Below are 15,655 nucleotides of genomic sequence, written 5' to 3' on the forward strand. Positions count from 1 at the left end.
ATCATGAGACTGACGATCAGCCATATCACGGAATATCGCTACGACGAGCCGGCGCAGTTTTCCCTGCAACGGCTTCACCTGACGCCGCTGACGGGCGTGGGACAGACGGTTATCGACTGGAAGCTTTCGGTCGAAGGCGCCAAGCCTGAGGTTGAGTATGACGACCAGTTCGGCAATCGCGCCACGCTGGTTTCCCTCGACGGGCAGCAGGACGCAACGAAGATCATTGCCTCAGGCGAAGTCGAGACGCAGGACCTCAACGGCGTCGTCGGGCCGCATCAGGGCTTCAGCCCGCTCTGGCTCTTTCTGCGGGACTCGCCGCGCACCAAGGCTGGCAAGCTGACGAAGGAACTGCTGCGCAGCGTTTCAGGCGACAACGAACTCGGCAAGATGCATGCGCTGATGAAAGCGATCCATCAGACCGTGGAATACAAGCCAGGCACCAGCAACACGGAGACAACGGCGGAACAGGCACTGGAGGCAAAGAGCGGCGTCTGCCAGGACCATGCGCACATCTTTCTAGCCGGCGCCCGCGCATTGCAGATCCCTGCCCGTTACGTCTCCGGCTACCTGATGATGGAAGGCAAGAACGAGCAGGCTGCTACCCATGCCTGGGCAGAGGCGCATATTGCCGGCCTCGGCTGGGTCGGCTTCGATCCGGCCAACGACGTCTGCCCCGACGCACGCTACGTCCGCATCGCGACCGGCCTCTGCTATCGCGACGCCGCTCCCGTGTCCGGCATGCGCATCGGCACGCCGGGCGAAACCCTTATGGTCAAGGTGACGGTGGCGAGCCAGGGACAAAGTCAGAGCCAGAGCTGATGCGGACATGTCCGGGAAGGAGAACTGGAGGTCTCTATCATTAGCAGGCGTCCACATGTCGGGACCATGGTCGAATTCCGCTACTCTACTCTGTGCGCGGCAAGGTAAGAACGAAACATAATTGTCAATTGCCTCTCCGCTTCGATGCCATCAGCAACACTCAAAACCTTATGGCAGAAGGCAGGAACGGTTCCATAAAGTGCGGCAGTCAGGGTTTGGGCAATCAAACCCACATCGGCAAATCGGTCATTACTGGCATCGGACAGGGTTGCTTCGACAGCCCTTGTACTTCGCTGGACCGCCGAATCGATTAGCTCTCGAGCATCGAGTTCCAAACCGATACGATAGAGCGCGGGAGAAACCTCGGCCCGCGCTATTTGCACCTGGAGGTAAGCTGTCACCACGGCTTCCGCTATCGTCTCAACGGTACCAAGACGATTTTCGTCACACGCCTTTTCGACCGCCTCGGCAATCATGAGCAGATGCCGCTCCAGTACGGCAAAAAGCAAAGCCTGCTTGTTCGGGAAATACTGGTAGAGCGTCCCGACCGAAACGCCAGCACGACGTGCCACACGCGTGGTGTTGAAACGGATTAGACCATCACTCAGCAAAACCTGAATGGTTGCCTCGAAAATTGCGTCCACGGTTGCGATGGACCGGCCCTGACGCGGGGATTTCCGGGGGTTTAGCGGTGGTCGGAGGCCGTTTTCCATAAGCGAATCCAAAACCTGAATGATGCTTCATATATAACTTCCGGCCCCGCTACTCCAGCAATAGTGCGGTTTACGTCGGGCGCCTTCAGAGACGTATTGGAGACGAATATGGGTAAATTGGACGATAAGATCGCTGTCATCACCGGCGGCAATTCAGGAATAGGGCTGGCGACAGCCAAGCTGTTTGCACGCGAAGGCGCAAAGGTCGTCATTACCGGCCGCGATCAGGCGACGCTCGATGCCGCGGCACAAAGCATCGGGCATGGTGCCGACGCAATCCGCAGCGATATTTCCAGGATGTCGGACATCGAAGCGCTTCGCGACTATGTCAAGAACAAGCATGGCCGGGTCGATATCGCCTTTGCGAATGCCGGCGGCGCGCGACCAAACATGTTTGAATACATGTCGGAGGAGGAATTCGATTTCACGGTCGTTAACACGTTCAAGGGAACTTACTTTACGGTGCAGAAGCTTCTGCCGCTCATGACCTCCGGCGGCTCGATAATCCTGAACACCTCAACCCTGAGCACGCAGGGCCGTCCATATGTCAGCGTCTATTCGGCGGGAAAAGCCGCCATCCGCTCGCTGGCACGATCGCTCACCGTCGAGCTGACTGGAAAGGGTATTCGCGTGAATGCCGTGGCACCTGGCTATATTGATACCGATCAAGCGCGGAAAGCAGGAGTGAGCGAGGAGATGATCGAGCAGACGAAGACCCAGGTGCACGCCCAAATTCCGATGCACCGCAGCGGCACAGTCAACGAGATCGCGAAAGCCGTCCTGTTTCTCGCCTCTGATGACTCGTCCTACGTGACGGGCAGCGAATTGTGCGTCGATGGTGGCTGGGCTCAAGTATAATAGTAATCCCGGCACTCCTTGTGAGTGCCGGGATTGCATATGGCTTAATGAATTTACCAGCTCAAAGCCTAGTGGCTGTCGCGGTTGTTCGGGATTTCCGAGCCGCGGGGGCCGACGAGGAAGTCGAGGTCGGCGCCGGTGTCGGCCTGCATGACCGACTTCACGTAGAGACCGCCATAGCCGCCGGTGAGCGGCTTGACCGGGGAAACCCAGGCGGCGCGGCGCTTTGCCAGTTCCTCGTCCGACACTTCGAGCTGGATGGTGCGGGCCGGAACGTCGACGGCGATGATGTCGCCGTTCTGAACCAGCGCCAGCGGGCCACCATCGGCTGCTTCCGGAGCCGTGTGCAGGATGACGGTGCCGTAAGCGGTGCCGGACATGCGCGCATCGGAAATGCGGATCATGTCGGTGATGCCCTTCTTCAGCACCTTCGGCGGCAGGCCCATGTTGCCGACTTCGGCCATGCCCGGATAACCCTTCGGGCCGCAGTACTTCAGCACCATGACGCAGTTCTCGTCGATGTCGAGATCGTCGCGGTTGATGCGGGCGTGATAGTCTTCGATGCTTTCGAAGACGACGGCGCGGCCCTTGTGCTGCATCAGATGCGGCGAAGCGGCGGACGGCTTCAGGACAGCACCCTTCGGCGCGAGATTGCCGCGCAGGACAGCGATACCGCCCGACTGCGTCAGCGCCTTTTCGCGCGGGACGATAACGTCGTCATTGTAGTTGACGACATCCTTGACGCCTGCCCAGATCGTGTCGCCCGTGACCGTGATGGCGTCCTTGTGGAGCAGGCCCATTTCGCCGACTGCCTTGATGACGACGGGCAGACCGCCGGCATAGTAGAACTCTTCCATCAGGTGCTTGCCCGAAGGCTGCAGGTTGACGATGGTCGGCACTTCGCGGCCCAGACGATCCCAATCGTCAAGCGACAGGTCGACGCCGATGCGGCCCGCGAGCGCGAGGAGGTGCAGAACGGCATTGGTCGAGCCGCCGACGGCGCCGTTGACGCGGATAGCGTTTTCGAAGGCTTCCTTGGTCAGAATATCCGATGGTTTCAGGTCTTCCTTGACCATGTCGACGATACGGCGGCCGGAAAGTTGCGAGATAACACGACGGCGCGCATCGACAGCCGGGATCGCGGCATTGCCGGGCAAGGTCATGCCGAGCGCTTCGGCCATAGACGCCATGGTCGAGGCCGTACCCATGGTCATGCAGCTGCCGGCCGAGCGGGCCATACCCTGCTCCGCATCCATGAATTCATCCAGCGACATCTCGCCGGACTTCACCATTTCCGAGAACTGCCAGATCGCCGTGCCGGAGCCAACATCCTTACCGCGCCACTTGCCGTTCAGCATCGGGCCGCCGGAAACGAGGATGACCGGGATGTCGACGGAAGCGGCACCCATCAGCAGGCTCGGCGTGGTCTTGTCGCAGCCGCCGAGCAGCACGACGCCATCGACTGGGTTGCCGCGGATCGCTTCTTCCACGTCCATGGCAGCGAGGTTGCGGAACATCATCGCCGTCGGGCGCAGCGTGCTTTCGCCGACGGAGAAGACCGGGAATTCGACGGGGAAGCCGCCCGCCTCGTAGACACCGCGCTTCACGCGCTCTGCAAGATCGCGCAGATGCGCGTTGCAGGGCGTCAGTTCCGACCAGGTGTTACAGATGCCGATGATCGGACGGCCGTCGAACGTATCGGCCGGCAGGCCCTGGTTCTTCATCCAGGAGCGATGCATGATCGCATTCTTGCCGGTGCCGCCGAACCAATCGTAGGAGCGCAGCTTGCGCGGCCATTCAGCTTTCTTTTTCATATCTCAGTACCCTTTGCGTCGCCCAGGCCGCCTCGTTCGCGCCTGGACTTTGAAATCGATGATCAGGCGAGCGTGTAAGCCGTCTTGACGGTGGTGAAGAATTCGGCGGCATATTTGCCCTGCTCGCGCGAACCGAAGGAAGAGCCCTTGCGGCCACCGAACGGCACGTGGAAATCGACGCCGGCCGTCGGCAGGTTGACCATCACCATACCCGCTTCCGCATTGCGCTTGAAATGCGTTGCATGCTTCAGGCTCGTCGTGGCAATGCCCGAGGACAGGCCGAACGGCGTGTCATTGGCCGTTGCCAAAGCTTCCTCGTAATCCCTAACGCGGATGACGGAGGCAACCGGCCCGAAGATCTCTTCGCGGCTGATGCGCATCTGGTTCGTCGCTTCCGTGAAGAGCGTCGGCTGCAGGTAGAAACCGGGCGTGTCGCGGCTGACGAGCTCGCCGCCGAAGGCGAGCTTGGCGCCTTCCCGCTTCCCGATCTCGATATAATCGGTATCCGTCTTCAGCTGCTTGGCATCGACGACCGGGCCGATATGCGTGCCGGACTTCATGGCGTTATCGACGTTGAGCGTCTTCAGCTTTTCCGTCAGCGCCGCCACGAACCTGTCGTGAATGCCTTCTGTAACGATGAGGCGCGACGAGGCTGTGCAACGCTGGCCGGTCGAAAAGAAGGCGGAATTGGCGGCCGCCTCAACGGCAACGGTCAGATCGGCATCGTCAAGCACGACCATCGGGTTCTTGCCGCCCATTTCGAGCTGGTACTTACGACCATGCTCGACGGAGGAAAGCGCGACGCGCTTGCCGGTGCCGACCGAGCCGGTGAAGGTGATACCCGAAAGAACCGGGCTGTCGAGCATAGCTTGACCGACGACCGAGCCCTTGCCCATGACGAGGTTCAACACACCCTTCGGCAGGCCGGCGCGGTTGAGGATATCGACGATTGCCCACGAGCAGCCGGGCACGAGATCGGCCGGCTTGAAGACGACGGTGTTGCCGTAGCAGAGCGCCGGCGCGATCTTCCAGGCGGGAATGGCGATCGGGAAGTTCCAGGGGGTGATGACGCCGATGACGCCGAGCGGCTCGCGGGTGATCTCGACGCCGATGTTCGGGCGCACGGAAGGAAGCACCTCGCCTGCCAGGCGCAGCGCCTCGCCGGCGAAGAATTCGAAGATCTGCGCGGCGCGGATGGTCTCGCCGATCGCTTCCGGCAGCGTCTTGCCCTCTTCGCGGGCGAGCAGCGCGCCGAGTTCATCCTTGCGTGCCAGGATCTCGTCGCCGGCCTTCTTCATGATCGTGTGGCGCTCCAGAATACCAGAACGCGACCAGGCTGGAAAAGCGGCCTTGGCGGCAGCGATCGCATCCGTGACATCCTGCGCGCTTGCGCTCGCATAGAGGCCGACGACCTCGTTCGTATCCGACGGGTTGATGTTTTCGGTGCCGTTCGTCCCCGTCCACTCCCCGGCGATCAAGTTCTGATGAATGGTCATGGCGTCATGCCTTCCTGGATCGTATTGGAAATGCCCGGCCGATCCCTTGCGGCCGGGCTCGATGCATTACAGCTGGCGAACGGCCACTTCTTCCTCGGCATCGATCGCCAGCGGATTGCGCAGCGGCAGGCCGAATTCGCCAACTTCGATTTCAAAGACGTCGCCGACTTCAGGCTTGATGCCTTCCGCGAAGGAAAGCGTCGCCGTGCCGAACATGTGCACATGCACATCGCCGGGAACACGGAAGATGCCGTACTTGAAGTGGTGATATTCAAGGTTCGCAAAGGTATGCGACATGTTCGCTTCACCCGACAGAAACGGCTTTTCGAAGATCACCTTGTCGCCGCGCTTGATGCGCGACGTGCCGCGAATATCCTCCGGCGCCGCACCAACGCGGATTTCCGGGCCGAAGCTTGCCGGACGGAGCTTGGAATGGGCGAGATAAAGATAGTTGATCCGCTCGGTGACGTGATCGGAAAATTCGTTGGACAGCGCAAAGCCGATACGGAACGGCGTGCCGTCCTTGGCGATGACATAGATGCCGGCCATTTCGGGCTCTTCGCCGCCGTCGAGCGCGAAGGACGGAGACACCAGCGCAGCACCGGGGGCTGCAGAGCCATAGCCGTTGCCCTTGTAGAACCATTCGGGCTGCACGCCCTTCTCGCCCGCCTTCGGCTTGCCGCCCTCGATGCCCATCTTGAACATCTTCATGGAGTCGGTCAGCGTCTCCTCGGCGGCCTCCGTCGTCTTCTTGTGCATGGAATCGCGCGTGGCAGCGGAACCCAGATGCGTCAAGCCCGTGCCGGTCAAGTGCAGATGGGCAGCATCGGGATGCGTGATCGGCGGCAGGAAGCGGCCTTCGGCATAGGCCTTGTCGAGATCGATTGACTCGCCGAGACCATAGGCCTCGATGACCGAAGCGAGCGACTTGCCGCTGTCGGCGGCTTCCATCGCAAGCTTGTAGACGCTGCCGCCATTGACGACGGCCTTGGCAGCTTCGCCGGGTCCATTGCGGACCGCAACGACGATCTCGCCGTTCGAACCCTTGATCTGCGAGATGAGCATGTCTTTCATCCTTTCCTAACAGACAGAGATCGGATGCGTTCTACCGTTCCGGCTCTCAGCGAGAGCCGGACTCTGTCATGGATTTGGTTTTAAAAGCTGGGTTGATCGCTAAACGATCAACCCTTGTTCTTGTTGTAGACGTCGATGAACACGGCAGCGAGCAACACAGCACCCTTGATCATCTTCTGGGAGTCCGTCTGGTAGCCGAGGATCGACATGCCCTGGTTCAAGACACCCATGATCAAGGCGCCGATGACGGCACCCGTTACCTTGCCGACGCCGCCGGAGGCTGAAGCGCCACCGATGAAGCAGGCTGCGATGACGTCGAGTTCGAGGCCGTCACCGCCCTTTGCGGTTGCCGAATTCAGGCGCGTCGCGATGATGATGCCGGCGATGCTCGCCAGGATGCCCATGTTGATGAAGGTGTAGAAGGTCAGGCGGCGGGTATCGATACCCGAAAGCTTCGTCGCTTTTTCATTGCCGCCCATGGCATAGATGCGGCGGCCGATCGTCGTGCGCTGCGTTGCGAAGCTGTAGAGGGCGATCAGGAACAGCATGAGAACGAGAACGTTCGGCAGACCTCTATATGACGAGATCTGGAAGCCAATAAAAATCGTTGCAGCCGCAACCAGGAGATTCTGGCCAATGAAAAAGCTGAACGGCTCAACATCAATGCCGTGCTTCTCGTTCACCATGCGTCGGCGCCACGACAGGAAGAACATTAAGATTGGAATCGCGACCGTCAGCAAGATCGAAGTGGAATGGATGGCGCCTATGCCGAATAAATTGAGAATGGGGTTTATGTCGATAAAATCGGGAATAAAACCTGTGGCGACAACCTGAAACGCCGGCGGGAACGGACCGATGCTGCTGCCGTTGCCGGTCGTATTGATGATGGTATAGGTCAGGCCGCGGAAAACCAGCATGCCCGACAATGTCACGATGAACGACGGAATGCGGTGATAGGCGATGAAATATCCATGCCAGGCGCCGACCGCGGCACCCATCAGCAGACAAATGACCGTCGCGAGTGCGAGATTCATATGCATCTGCACGACCAGCACGCCGGCGACCGCCCCGACGAAGCCGACGACGGAGCCGACGGAAAGATCGATATGACCGGCTACGATAACAAGCAGCATGCCGAGCGCCATGATGACGATGAACGAGTTCTGCAGCACGATGTTGGTCAGGTTCTGCGACCTGAACAGAACGCCGTTCGTCAAATACTGGAACAGCAACATGATGACGACGAGCGCGATCAACATGCCGTATTCGCGGATGTTGTTGCGGATATGGTCGCCGATGGAAACGACGTGGCTGCTTTCTGTGGCTGGGTTGGCCGAACTCATTGTTGTTTCTCCCCTGAGCGCATGATAGCGCGCATGATGCTCTCCTGGCTTGCCTCTGCCTTCGGCAGTTCGGCGACGATGCGACCTTCGTTCATGACGTAGATGCGGTCGCAGGTGCCGAGAAGCTCGGGCATTTCCGATGAAATCATCAGAACGCCCTTTCCGTCGGCGGCAAGCTGGTTGATGATGGAATAGATTTCGTATTTGGCGCCGACGTCGATACCGCGCGTCGGCTCATCGAGGATCAGCACTTCCGGATCCGAGAACAGCCATTTCGACAGCACCACCTTCTGCTGGTTGCCGCCGGAAAGATTGCCCGCTTCCTGGAAGACGCCAGCCGAACGGATGCGCAGCTTGGAACGATAGTTCGTCGCCACCTGCAGTTCCCGCACGTCATCGATGACGGTTGCCTTGGAAACGCCAAGCAGATTGGCAAGCGTCGTGTTGTGCAGGATGCTGTTGGTCAGAACCAGGCCGAGCTGCTTGCGGTCCTCGGTCACATAGGCAAGACCGGCATCAATCGCCCTGCGCACCGTGCTGGTATCGACCGGCTTGCCGTCAAGGAGGACTTCGCCGCTGATCTTGTGGCCATAGGACTTGCCGAAAACGCTCATGGCGAATTCGGTACGGCCTGCGCCCATCAAGCCGGCAATGCCGACCACTTCGCCCTTGCGCACATTGATGTTGATATCGTGCAGCACCTGACGATCGCGATGCTGCTGGTGGAAGGCGTTCCAGTTCCTGACTTCGAAGATCGTTTCGCCGATCGGCACCGAGCGCGGCGGATAGCGATCCGCCAGCTCACGCCCGACCATGTTGCGAATGATGATGTCTTCGCTGATTTCTTCCTCGTGACAGTCCAGCGCCTTCACCGTCATGCCATCGCGCAACACCGTAATCTGGTCGGCCACCTTGCGCACTTCGTTGAGCTTGTGCGTAATGATGATCGAGGTGATGCCTTGATTGCGGAACTCCATGAGAAGGTTGAGGAGAGCATCGGAATCGTTTTCGTTCAGCGATGCCGTCGGCTCGTCGAGGATGAGCAGCTTGACGCTCTTCGATAGAGCCTTGGCGATCTCGACGAGCTGCTGCTTGCCGACACCGATGTCGGTCACGAGCGTGTTCGGAGATTCCTTGAGGCCCACTTTGGAAAGAAGCTGTTTGGTTCGGCTGAAGGTTTCCTGCCAATTGATCATGCCATTGGCGACGACCTCGTTACCGAGGAAGATATTTTCGGCGATCGACAGAAGCGGAACGAGCGCCAGCTCCTGGTGAATGATGATGATGCCGATATCTTCGGAATCCCTGATGGTCTTGAACTGACGAACCGCGCCCTCATAATAGATATCGCCGTCGTACGTGCCGGCCGGGTAGACGCCCGACAGCACCTTCATGAGGGTGGATTTGCCGGCTCCGTTTTCGCCAACCAAAGCATGAATCTCGCCCTGACGGACTTTCAAATTGACATTTTCCAAAGCGTTCACACCGGGGAACGACTTGGTGATGGTCCGCATTTCGAGGATGGTATTGTCCATTGTCCGTATCCAACGCCGCGGTCAAACATAGCAGACCGCGCGATCGTCTTAAATATCAAAGCCAGGGCTCGCACTGAGCGAGCCCTGACCGCTATGTCGGAAGATTACTTCAGCTGATCGGCCTTGTAATAACCGCCTTCGACGAGAACCTTCTCGTAGTTGGTCTTGTCGACTGCGACCGGGGTCAGCAGGTAGGACGGAACAACCTTGACGCCGTTGTCGTAGGTCTTCGTGTCGTTGACTTCAGGCGTCTTGCCTTCCATCAGCGCGTTGACCATACCGACGGTGACCTTTGCGAGGTCACGGGTGTCCTTGAAGATCGTCGAGTGCTGCTCGCCAGCGATGATCGACTTCACCGAGGGGATTTCGGAGTCCTGACCGGTAACGATCGGAAGCTTCACGCCGCCGGAACCATAGCCGACGCCCTTGAGCGCGGAGAGGATGCCGATCGACAGGCCATCATAAGGAGACAGAACGGCGTCGACGTGGCTATCGGTGTAGTAGGCCGACAGCAGGTTGTCCATGCGGGCCTGGGCCGTTGCCGGATCCCAACGCAGCGTACCGACCTTGTCCATGCCCATCTGGCCGGACTTTACGACCAGCTTGCCGCTGTCGATGTACGGCTTCAGGACCGACATTGCGCCGTCATAGAAGAAGAAGGCGTTGTTGTCGTCTGGAGAACCGCCGAACAGCTCGATGTTGAACGGGCCTTTGCCGTCCTTGAGGCCGAGGGCGTCGACGATCGAACCAGCCTGCAGAACGCCGACCTTGAAGTTGTCGAACGTCGCATAGTAGTCGACGTTGCCGCTGTTGCGGATCAGGCGGTCATAGGCGATGACCTTGATGCCGGCATCGTGAGCCTTCTGCAGGACGTCGGACAGCGTGGTGCCGTCGATCGAAGCGATGACGAGGACCTTATCACCCTTGGTGACCATGTTCTCGATCTGCGAGAGCTGGTTCGGGATATCGTCGTCGCCATACTGAAGGTCGGTGCCGTAACCAGCAGCCTGGAGCTGCTTGACGATGTTGTTGCCGTCATCGATCCAGCGCGCCGAAGCCTTGGTCGGCATGGCGATGCCTACCGTGCCCTTGTCCGCCGCGAAGGCAGGTACCACCAGCGTAGCGACGCCGAACGCAGCGCCGGCCATCAATGAGATAATGGATTTCATTACTCTCTCCCTTGTTGTTAAATGCGGCGGACAAAAAATGCCCGCCCGAAACTGCGGCAGGTTCCGTAGAAGGAATGATTTACTTCTAATTGTGAGAAACGAAGTAGGTCTCCTCCACGCTCTCACGGTTTATGAGCTGTACCCAGCGCACAATCGGCAAACTCGTACGATTTCGTATAACTGTCAAATAGAATAACTGGCTAAACATATACCAACTTTGGTATAATGTTAAAAAATAGTACTTTTTTGCCGATGAAGGGGAAAATTGGCCGTTATGGAGAAAATATATAACGATTATTTGAGCGAAGGCATCGAGATTCATTCCGATAATTTTCGCGACGACGCGTTGTTGAAAGCCGGTTTGAAGCTCAATCACCTGCGGATGATCGTCACGATCGAGGATCACGGGCAAATTTCCGCGGCCGCTGAGTCCATGAACATGTCACAACCTGCGGCTTCACGCATGCTCTCAGAAATGGAGTCGATTGTCAAAAGCCCGCTTTACGAGCGTGTCGCCAGAGGCGTCGTTTTGACCCCCTTCGGCCTCGCTTTGGCCAAGCGGGCGCGAAAGATCCTGTTAGAGCTGCGCGAGGCAGGCCGGGAGCTTGGCGCCTTGCGAACCGGCAGGGGTGGCTCGGTCTTTCTGGGGGCGGTGACCGCGCCGGCAATCAGCCTTGTCGTCCCGGCGATCCAGCGCGTGACGCGCACCTATCCCGGCATAGAGATCAATATCGAAGTCGAGAACAGCAATGTGCTCGCGCGCGAGCTGCTGGCGGCCCGCCATGACTTCATCATCAGCCGCATCCCGGACGATCTCGATCCGCGCCTGTTCACGGCCCATGAGATCGGCGTCGAAAAAGCCTGCCTGGTGGTTCGCAACGGCCATCCGCTGCTTGAAAGAGGTGTAGCCAGCCTGCACGATCTGGCCGGTTACGACTGGGTATTCCAACCGCCGGGCACATTGCTTCGCCGCAAGGTGGAAGACATTTTCCTCGCTGCCGGCGTGCCCCTGCCGGAAAATGTCGTCAACACCTCGTCCTTGCTGCTGACGCTGGCGGTGGTTTGCAAGACGGATGCGATCGCGCCGATTGCGCTCGACATGGCGCAATTCGTCTGCGGGCAGACGTCCCAGGCGGGCGAATCCTCCATCCTGCCGATCGATTTCGATATCGACGTCAGGCCCTATAGTCTCATCACCGCCCGCGAACGCGCCATGCCGCCGAGCGCGCGGCTGCTGCATGACATGATCCTGGAAGAGAGCCGGCATCTCTCGCCGACATGAACGAAGAACCGTTGCCGCCATAAGCTCCACGCCAACTTGCGCTCCTATGAAGCTTGGCGTGGAGACCACGCATGCTGTTCAAGCAATCATTGTTTCAATCCGTGCTCGATCGCCTCGACAGCGAAGAGGAGCCTGCGGAACAGGAAGAGGCCGCGCATCGCATTCGCGGGCTGAACGTCAGCTTTGCCGCAACGGTGCTGGGCGGTGAGACGCCGGACGCCCATCGGCCGGACGAAGCCTACCGCGACAATCTCGGCGACCCTGTCATTCTGCCGGAACCCGAACCCGCTCCGCCAGAACCGGCACTGCCGGTCATGCCCGAGCATCTGGCGCGAACATCGCGGGAAGAAGTCGCCACTGAGCTCGCAATTACCTCCGACCTCACGCGCGACGCCCTGCAGGAAAAACGCCGCAGCTTCGCTAAAGCCAATCACCCCGACGGCGTCGCAGCCCTCTTCCGCGAACAGGCGACAATCCGCATGACGCTCGCCAATCAGCTGATCGACGAGGCCATACGCCGCCTCAGACGATGATTATTTCTTGTCTTCGGAGGGCGGCTCATCATCCTCGGCAGCATCGTCCTGCGCTGGCGCATCGCTAGTCGCCGCGGGCGGTTGCGGCTTGAAATTCAAGAGCAGCATCCACGCCGAATAGGCGCCGAGCGCGCCGGAGAGCATTGCCCAGAACGGCTGCGAGCCCAGCGTTTCGACGGCTGCCCAGCCAAAGCAGACGGCCACGATGAGAATGCGCACCCAAAGCGGCTTGTAGATGGGATGGCTGGGATCGATCAGTTGCATGGGTCACTTTTGCCTGTTTAAGAAAACATGTCTTTAGCGCATCCTCAGGAAAATTGTGAAGTCGTCCGCATAAAATAAGGTTTCGCGTCCGGATTTCGGCTAAGTGGAGAGCCGGAATTTTCAGAATTGTGAAGTCCAGGCTGCTTGACGCCGTCGCCGGAAAATGGAATGAAAATTCCAGAGCAATTGATATTCGGTCCATTTATTCCGAATTCAGGGAGGTAATAATGACTGTCAGATTTGGTCTGCTCGGCGCCGGGCGCATTGGCAAGGTGCATGCGAAAGCCGTCAGCGGCGATGCCAACGCCAAGCTCGTCGCCGTCGCGGATGCCTTTCCGGCGGCGGCGGAAGCAATCGCGTCCGCCTATGGCTGCGAAGTCCGCACGATCGAAGCGATCGAAGCCGCCAAGGATATCGATGCTGTCGTCATCTGCACGCCGACGGATACCCATGCCGATCTGATCGAGCGCTTCTCCCGTGCCGGTAAGGCCATCTTCTGCGAAAAGCCTGTCGATCTCGACGTCGCGCGCGTCCAGGCCTGCATCAAGGTCGTCAATGAGACCAAGGGCAAGCTGATGGTCGGCTTCAACCGCCGCTTCGACCCGCATTTCATGGCTGTCAAGAAAGCCATCGACGAAGGCCGCATCGGCACGGTCGAAATGGTGACGATCACCTCGCGCGATCCGGGCGCCCCGCCGGTCGATTACATCAAGCGCTCCGGCGGCATCTTCCGCGACATGACGATCCATGACTTCGACATGGCGCGCTTCCTGCTCGGCGAAGAACCGGTTGCCGTCACTGCAACTGCCGCCGTACTGGTCGACAAGGCAATCGGCGAAGCCGGCGATTACGACAGCGTTTCGGTCATCCTTCAGACGGCATCGGGCAAGCAGGCAATTATCTCCAACTCGCGCCGCGCCACCTACGGCTACGATCAGCGGATCGAAATCCATGGCTCGAAGGGCCTGGTTTCTGCTGAAAACCAACGCCCCTTCTCCATCGAAGTCGCCAACGGCGATGGCTACACCCGCCCGCCGCTGCATGATTTCTTCATGACGCGCTACACCGAAGCCTATGCCAACGAGATCGCAAGCTTCATCGCCGCGATCGAAAAGGACGCCACCATCACACCATCGGGCGCCGATGGTCTTGCTGCACTGAAGCTGGCCGATGCCGCCTTGCAGTCGGTCAAGGAAGGCCGCCTCGTCAAGATCGACTGAGCCGTCTCCATTCCTCCAGGAATGCGATCCTCCCAAAAGTCCGCCGCGATCTCCATTCGCGGCGGATTTTTTCTTTGGCGCGATCCAGAGCTCCCGAAGAGGCTTCGATAGAAACCTCTTGCGAATCACATAAGTACGTGCTTATCTATTTCCATGATGGAGAATGAGATATTCCGGGCTTTGGCCGATCCGACCCGCCGCGCCATCTTCGAGAAGCTGGCGACAGGCGGCATGAATGCCAGCGCCCTGCGTGAAGGTATCGAGATCAGCCAGCCGGCCATGTCCCAGCATCTCGCGGTTCTACGGAGCGCCGGGCTGGTCAGGGAAGAACGACGGGGGCGTTTCGTGAACTACGAAGTCGATCCGGAAGGGCTTGCCCTCATCGCCCAATGGCTGGCGAAATACCGCGCATATTGGCCTGCTCGCATCGAAGCTCTCAAGGTGTTGTTGAAGGATATGGATCAATGAACAATCCCAAGATCGCCGAGCGAAAGAACGGCATCGAGCTGGAATACCAGCTCGACGAACCGCCGGAAAAAGTCTGGCGTGCAATCAGCACCCCTGAGCTTCGCCAAAACTGGCTGCCGCAGGAAGCCTTAGCCAATCCCGAGGCGATCTCGGTCACGCCGGGCAAGGAAGTCACCTACCGGCTGCGGGACGATGCAGCGCCCTTCCTCGAAAGCACCGTGACTTTCAAAATATCTTCGAATGCAAACGGCGGCACCAGCCTGCGGATCATCCACGAGCTCGATGACGTTCGGCTTCGCGAAACGGAAAGAGCTGCAGCAAACAATAACAGCCTGACCGTCATGCGCGCCGCCTGACGCGCTAGATCTATCAACAATTTCAAGAACATTGGAGTTCGCCGATGCGCGAAGCGATGCAACTCGTCCCCATGGTCGTTGAGCAGTCCAGCAGAGGGGAGCGATCTTTCGACATCTACTCCCGCCTGCTGCGCGAGAGAATCATCTTCCTGAATGGTGAGGTGAACGACGACGTCTCGGCCCTCGTCTGCGCGCAACTGCTGTTTCTCGAGGCCGAGAATCCCAAGAGACCGATCCACCTTTATATCAATTCGCCCGGTGGCGTCGTAACCAGCGGTCTCGCGATGTATGACACCATGCGTTACGTTCGTGCGCCGGTTCATACGCTATGCATGGGAACCGCCCGTTCGATGGGCTCCTTCCTCTTGATGTCTGGTCAGCCGGGTGAGCGCACCGCGCTTCCAAATGCCAGCATCCATATTCACCAGCCATTGGGCGGTTTCCAGGGACAGGCATCGGACATCTTTATTCACGCCGAAGAAATGAGGCGAACGAAGCATCGCATGACGCGGCTTTATGCCGAACATTGCGGACGCTCCTATGAGGAATTCGAACGCGCCATGGACCGCGATCACTTCATGACGGCGGAAGAGGCTCTGGAATGGGGGCTGATCGACCGTATTCTTCAGGTCCGCGAAGACGAACAGCCTTTGGGCTTGGCGGATTGATTGGGATGACAATTCTGCGGCCAAGCGCATGGCCACAGCT

16 protein-coding genes are annotated in these 15,655 nt (G+C 59.0%); 8 read left to right on the forward strand and 8 right to left on the reverse strand.

The features are described from left to right. Positions 1–3: 3 nt before the first annotated feature. The gene (locus RTCIAT899_RS13205) at positions 4–822 is read left to right on the forward strand and encodes a transglutaminase family protein (RefSeq protein WP_015340741.1); all 819 of its coding nucleotides are present in this window, start codon (positions 4–6) and stop codon (positions 820–822) included. A gap of 80 nt (positions 823–902) precedes the next feature. On the opposite strand, the gene RTCIAT899_RS13210 is transcribed toward RTCIAT899_RS13205, so the two are convergent. After that, positions 903–1,535 (reverse strand): TetR/AcrR family transcriptional regulator, encoded by a 633-nt coding sequence (locus tag RTCIAT899_RS13210; RefSeq protein WP_041677622.1) that lies wholly within the window; start codon positions 1,533–1,535, stop codon positions 903–905. 108 nt (positions 1,536–1,643) lie between these two features. Between RTCIAT899_RS13210 and RTCIAT899_RS13215 the strand changes: the two genes are divergently transcribed. Beyond that, a complete protein-coding gene (locus RTCIAT899_RS13215; protein WP_015340743.1) occupies positions 1,644–2,393 on the forward strand; it encodes an SDR family oxidoreductase in 750 nt (249 codons plus the stop codon). A gap of 68 nt (positions 2,394–2,461) precedes the next feature. Here the strand turns inward: RTCIAT899_RS13215 and araD are convergent, their stop codons facing one another. The 6 genes from araD to chvE form a co-directional block, all read right to left on the reverse strand. Next, positions 2,462–4,207 carry an L-arabinonate dehydratase gene (gene araD, locus RTCIAT899_RS13220; protein WP_015340744.1) on the reverse strand — a complete coding sequence of 582 codons (1,746 nt, stop codon included), beginning with the start codon at positions 4,205–4,207 and terminating at the stop codon, positions 2,462–2,464. Between the two features lie 62 nt (positions 4,208–4,269). Next, a complete protein-coding gene (locus tag RTCIAT899_RS13225) occupies positions 4,270–5,703 on the reverse strand; it encodes an aldehyde dehydrogenase family protein (protein ID WP_015340745.1) in 1,434 nt (477 codons plus the stop codon). 66 nt (positions 5,704–5,769) lie between these two features. After that, entirely contained in the window at positions 5,770–6,768 is a 999-nt protein-coding gene (gene araD1, locus RTCIAT899_RS13230) for an AraD1 family protein (RefSeq protein ID WP_015340746.1), read from the reverse strand. A 116-nt stretch (positions 6,769–6,884) separates the two neighbouring features. After that, the gene (gene mmsB, locus RTCIAT899_RS13235) at positions 6,885–8,120 is read right to left on the reverse strand and encodes a multiple monosaccharide ABC transporter permease (protein ID WP_015340747.1); all 1,236 of its coding nucleotides are present in this window, start codon (positions 8,118–8,120) and stop codon (positions 6,885–6,887) included. Beyond that, positions 8,117–9,655, reverse strand: a complete 1,539-nt coding sequence (gene mmsA, locus RTCIAT899_RS13240) for a multiple monosaccharide ABC transporter ATP-binding protein (RefSeq protein WP_015340748.1) — start codon at positions 9,653–9,655, stop codon at positions 8,117–8,119. Before mmsA ends, mmsB begins: the two co-directional genes overlap by 4 nt. 104 nt (positions 9,656–9,759) lie before the next feature. Beyond that, complete coding sequence (gene chvE / locus RTCIAT899_RS13245; protein WP_015340749.1) at positions 9,760–10,824, reverse strand: multiple monosaccharide ABC transporter substrate-binding protein; 1,065 nt, start codon at positions 10,822–10,824, stop codon at positions 9,760–9,762. Between the two features lie 274 nt (positions 10,825–11,098). Here chvE and RTCIAT899_RS13250 point away from each other — a divergent pair, with 274 nt between their 5' ends. Then, positions 11,099–12,106 (forward strand): LysR family transcriptional regulator, encoded by a 1,008-nt coding sequence (locus RTCIAT899_RS13250; protein WP_015340750.1) that lies wholly within the window; start codon positions 11,099–11,101, stop codon positions 12,104–12,106. A 71-nt stretch (positions 12,107–12,177) separates the two neighbouring features. After that, positions 12,178–12,639, forward strand: a complete 462-nt coding sequence (locus RTCIAT899_RS13255; RefSeq protein WP_015340751.1) for a hypothetical protein — start codon at positions 12,178–12,180, stop codon at positions 12,637–12,639. On the opposite strand, the gene RTCIAT899_RS13260 is transcribed toward RTCIAT899_RS13255, so the two are convergent. Continuing rightward, entirely contained in the window at positions 12,640–12,903 is a 264-nt protein-coding gene (locus RTCIAT899_RS13260; RefSeq protein WP_015340752.1) for a hypothetical protein, read from the reverse strand. A 227-nt stretch (positions 12,904–13,130) separates the two neighbouring features. On the opposite strand from RTCIAT899_RS13260, the gene iolG reads away from it, so the two are divergent. The 4 genes from iolG (at position 13,131) to RTCIAT899_RS13280 (ending at position 15,615) form a co-directional block, all read left to right on the forward strand. Next, the gene (gene iolG / locus RTCIAT899_RS13265; RefSeq protein WP_041677623.1) at positions 13,131–14,123 is read left to right on the forward strand and encodes an inositol 2-dehydrogenase; all 993 of its coding nucleotides are present in this window, start codon (positions 13,131–13,133) and stop codon (positions 14,121–14,123) included. A gap of 153 nt (positions 14,124–14,276) precedes the next feature. After that, the gene (locus tag RTCIAT899_RS13270; protein ID WP_015340754.1) at positions 14,277–14,591 is read left to right on the forward strand and encodes an ArsR/SmtB family transcription factor; all 315 of its coding nucleotides are present in this window, start codon (positions 14,277–14,279) and stop codon (positions 14,589–14,591) included. Then, positions 14,588–14,947 (forward strand): SRPBCC family protein, encoded by a 360-nt coding sequence (locus RTCIAT899_RS13275; RefSeq protein WP_015340755.1) that lies wholly within the window; start codon positions 14,588–14,590, stop codon positions 14,945–14,947. Before RTCIAT899_RS13270 ends, RTCIAT899_RS13275 begins: the two co-directional genes overlap by 4 nt. A gap of 44 nt (positions 14,948–14,991) precedes the next feature. Then, complete coding sequence (locus RTCIAT899_RS13280) at positions 14,992–15,615, forward strand: ATP-dependent Clp protease proteolytic subunit (protein WP_015340756.1); 624 nt, start codon at positions 14,992–14,994, stop codon at positions 15,613–15,615. Positions 15,616–15,655: the final 40 nt, after the last annotated feature.

Origin of the sequence: Rhizobium tropici CIAT 899, from assembly GCF_000330885.1 — a bacterium.
In the GTDB taxonomy this organism is placed as follows: domain Bacteria; phylum Pseudomonadota; class Alphaproteobacteria; order Rhizobiales; family Rhizobiaceae; genus Rhizobium; species Rhizobium tropici.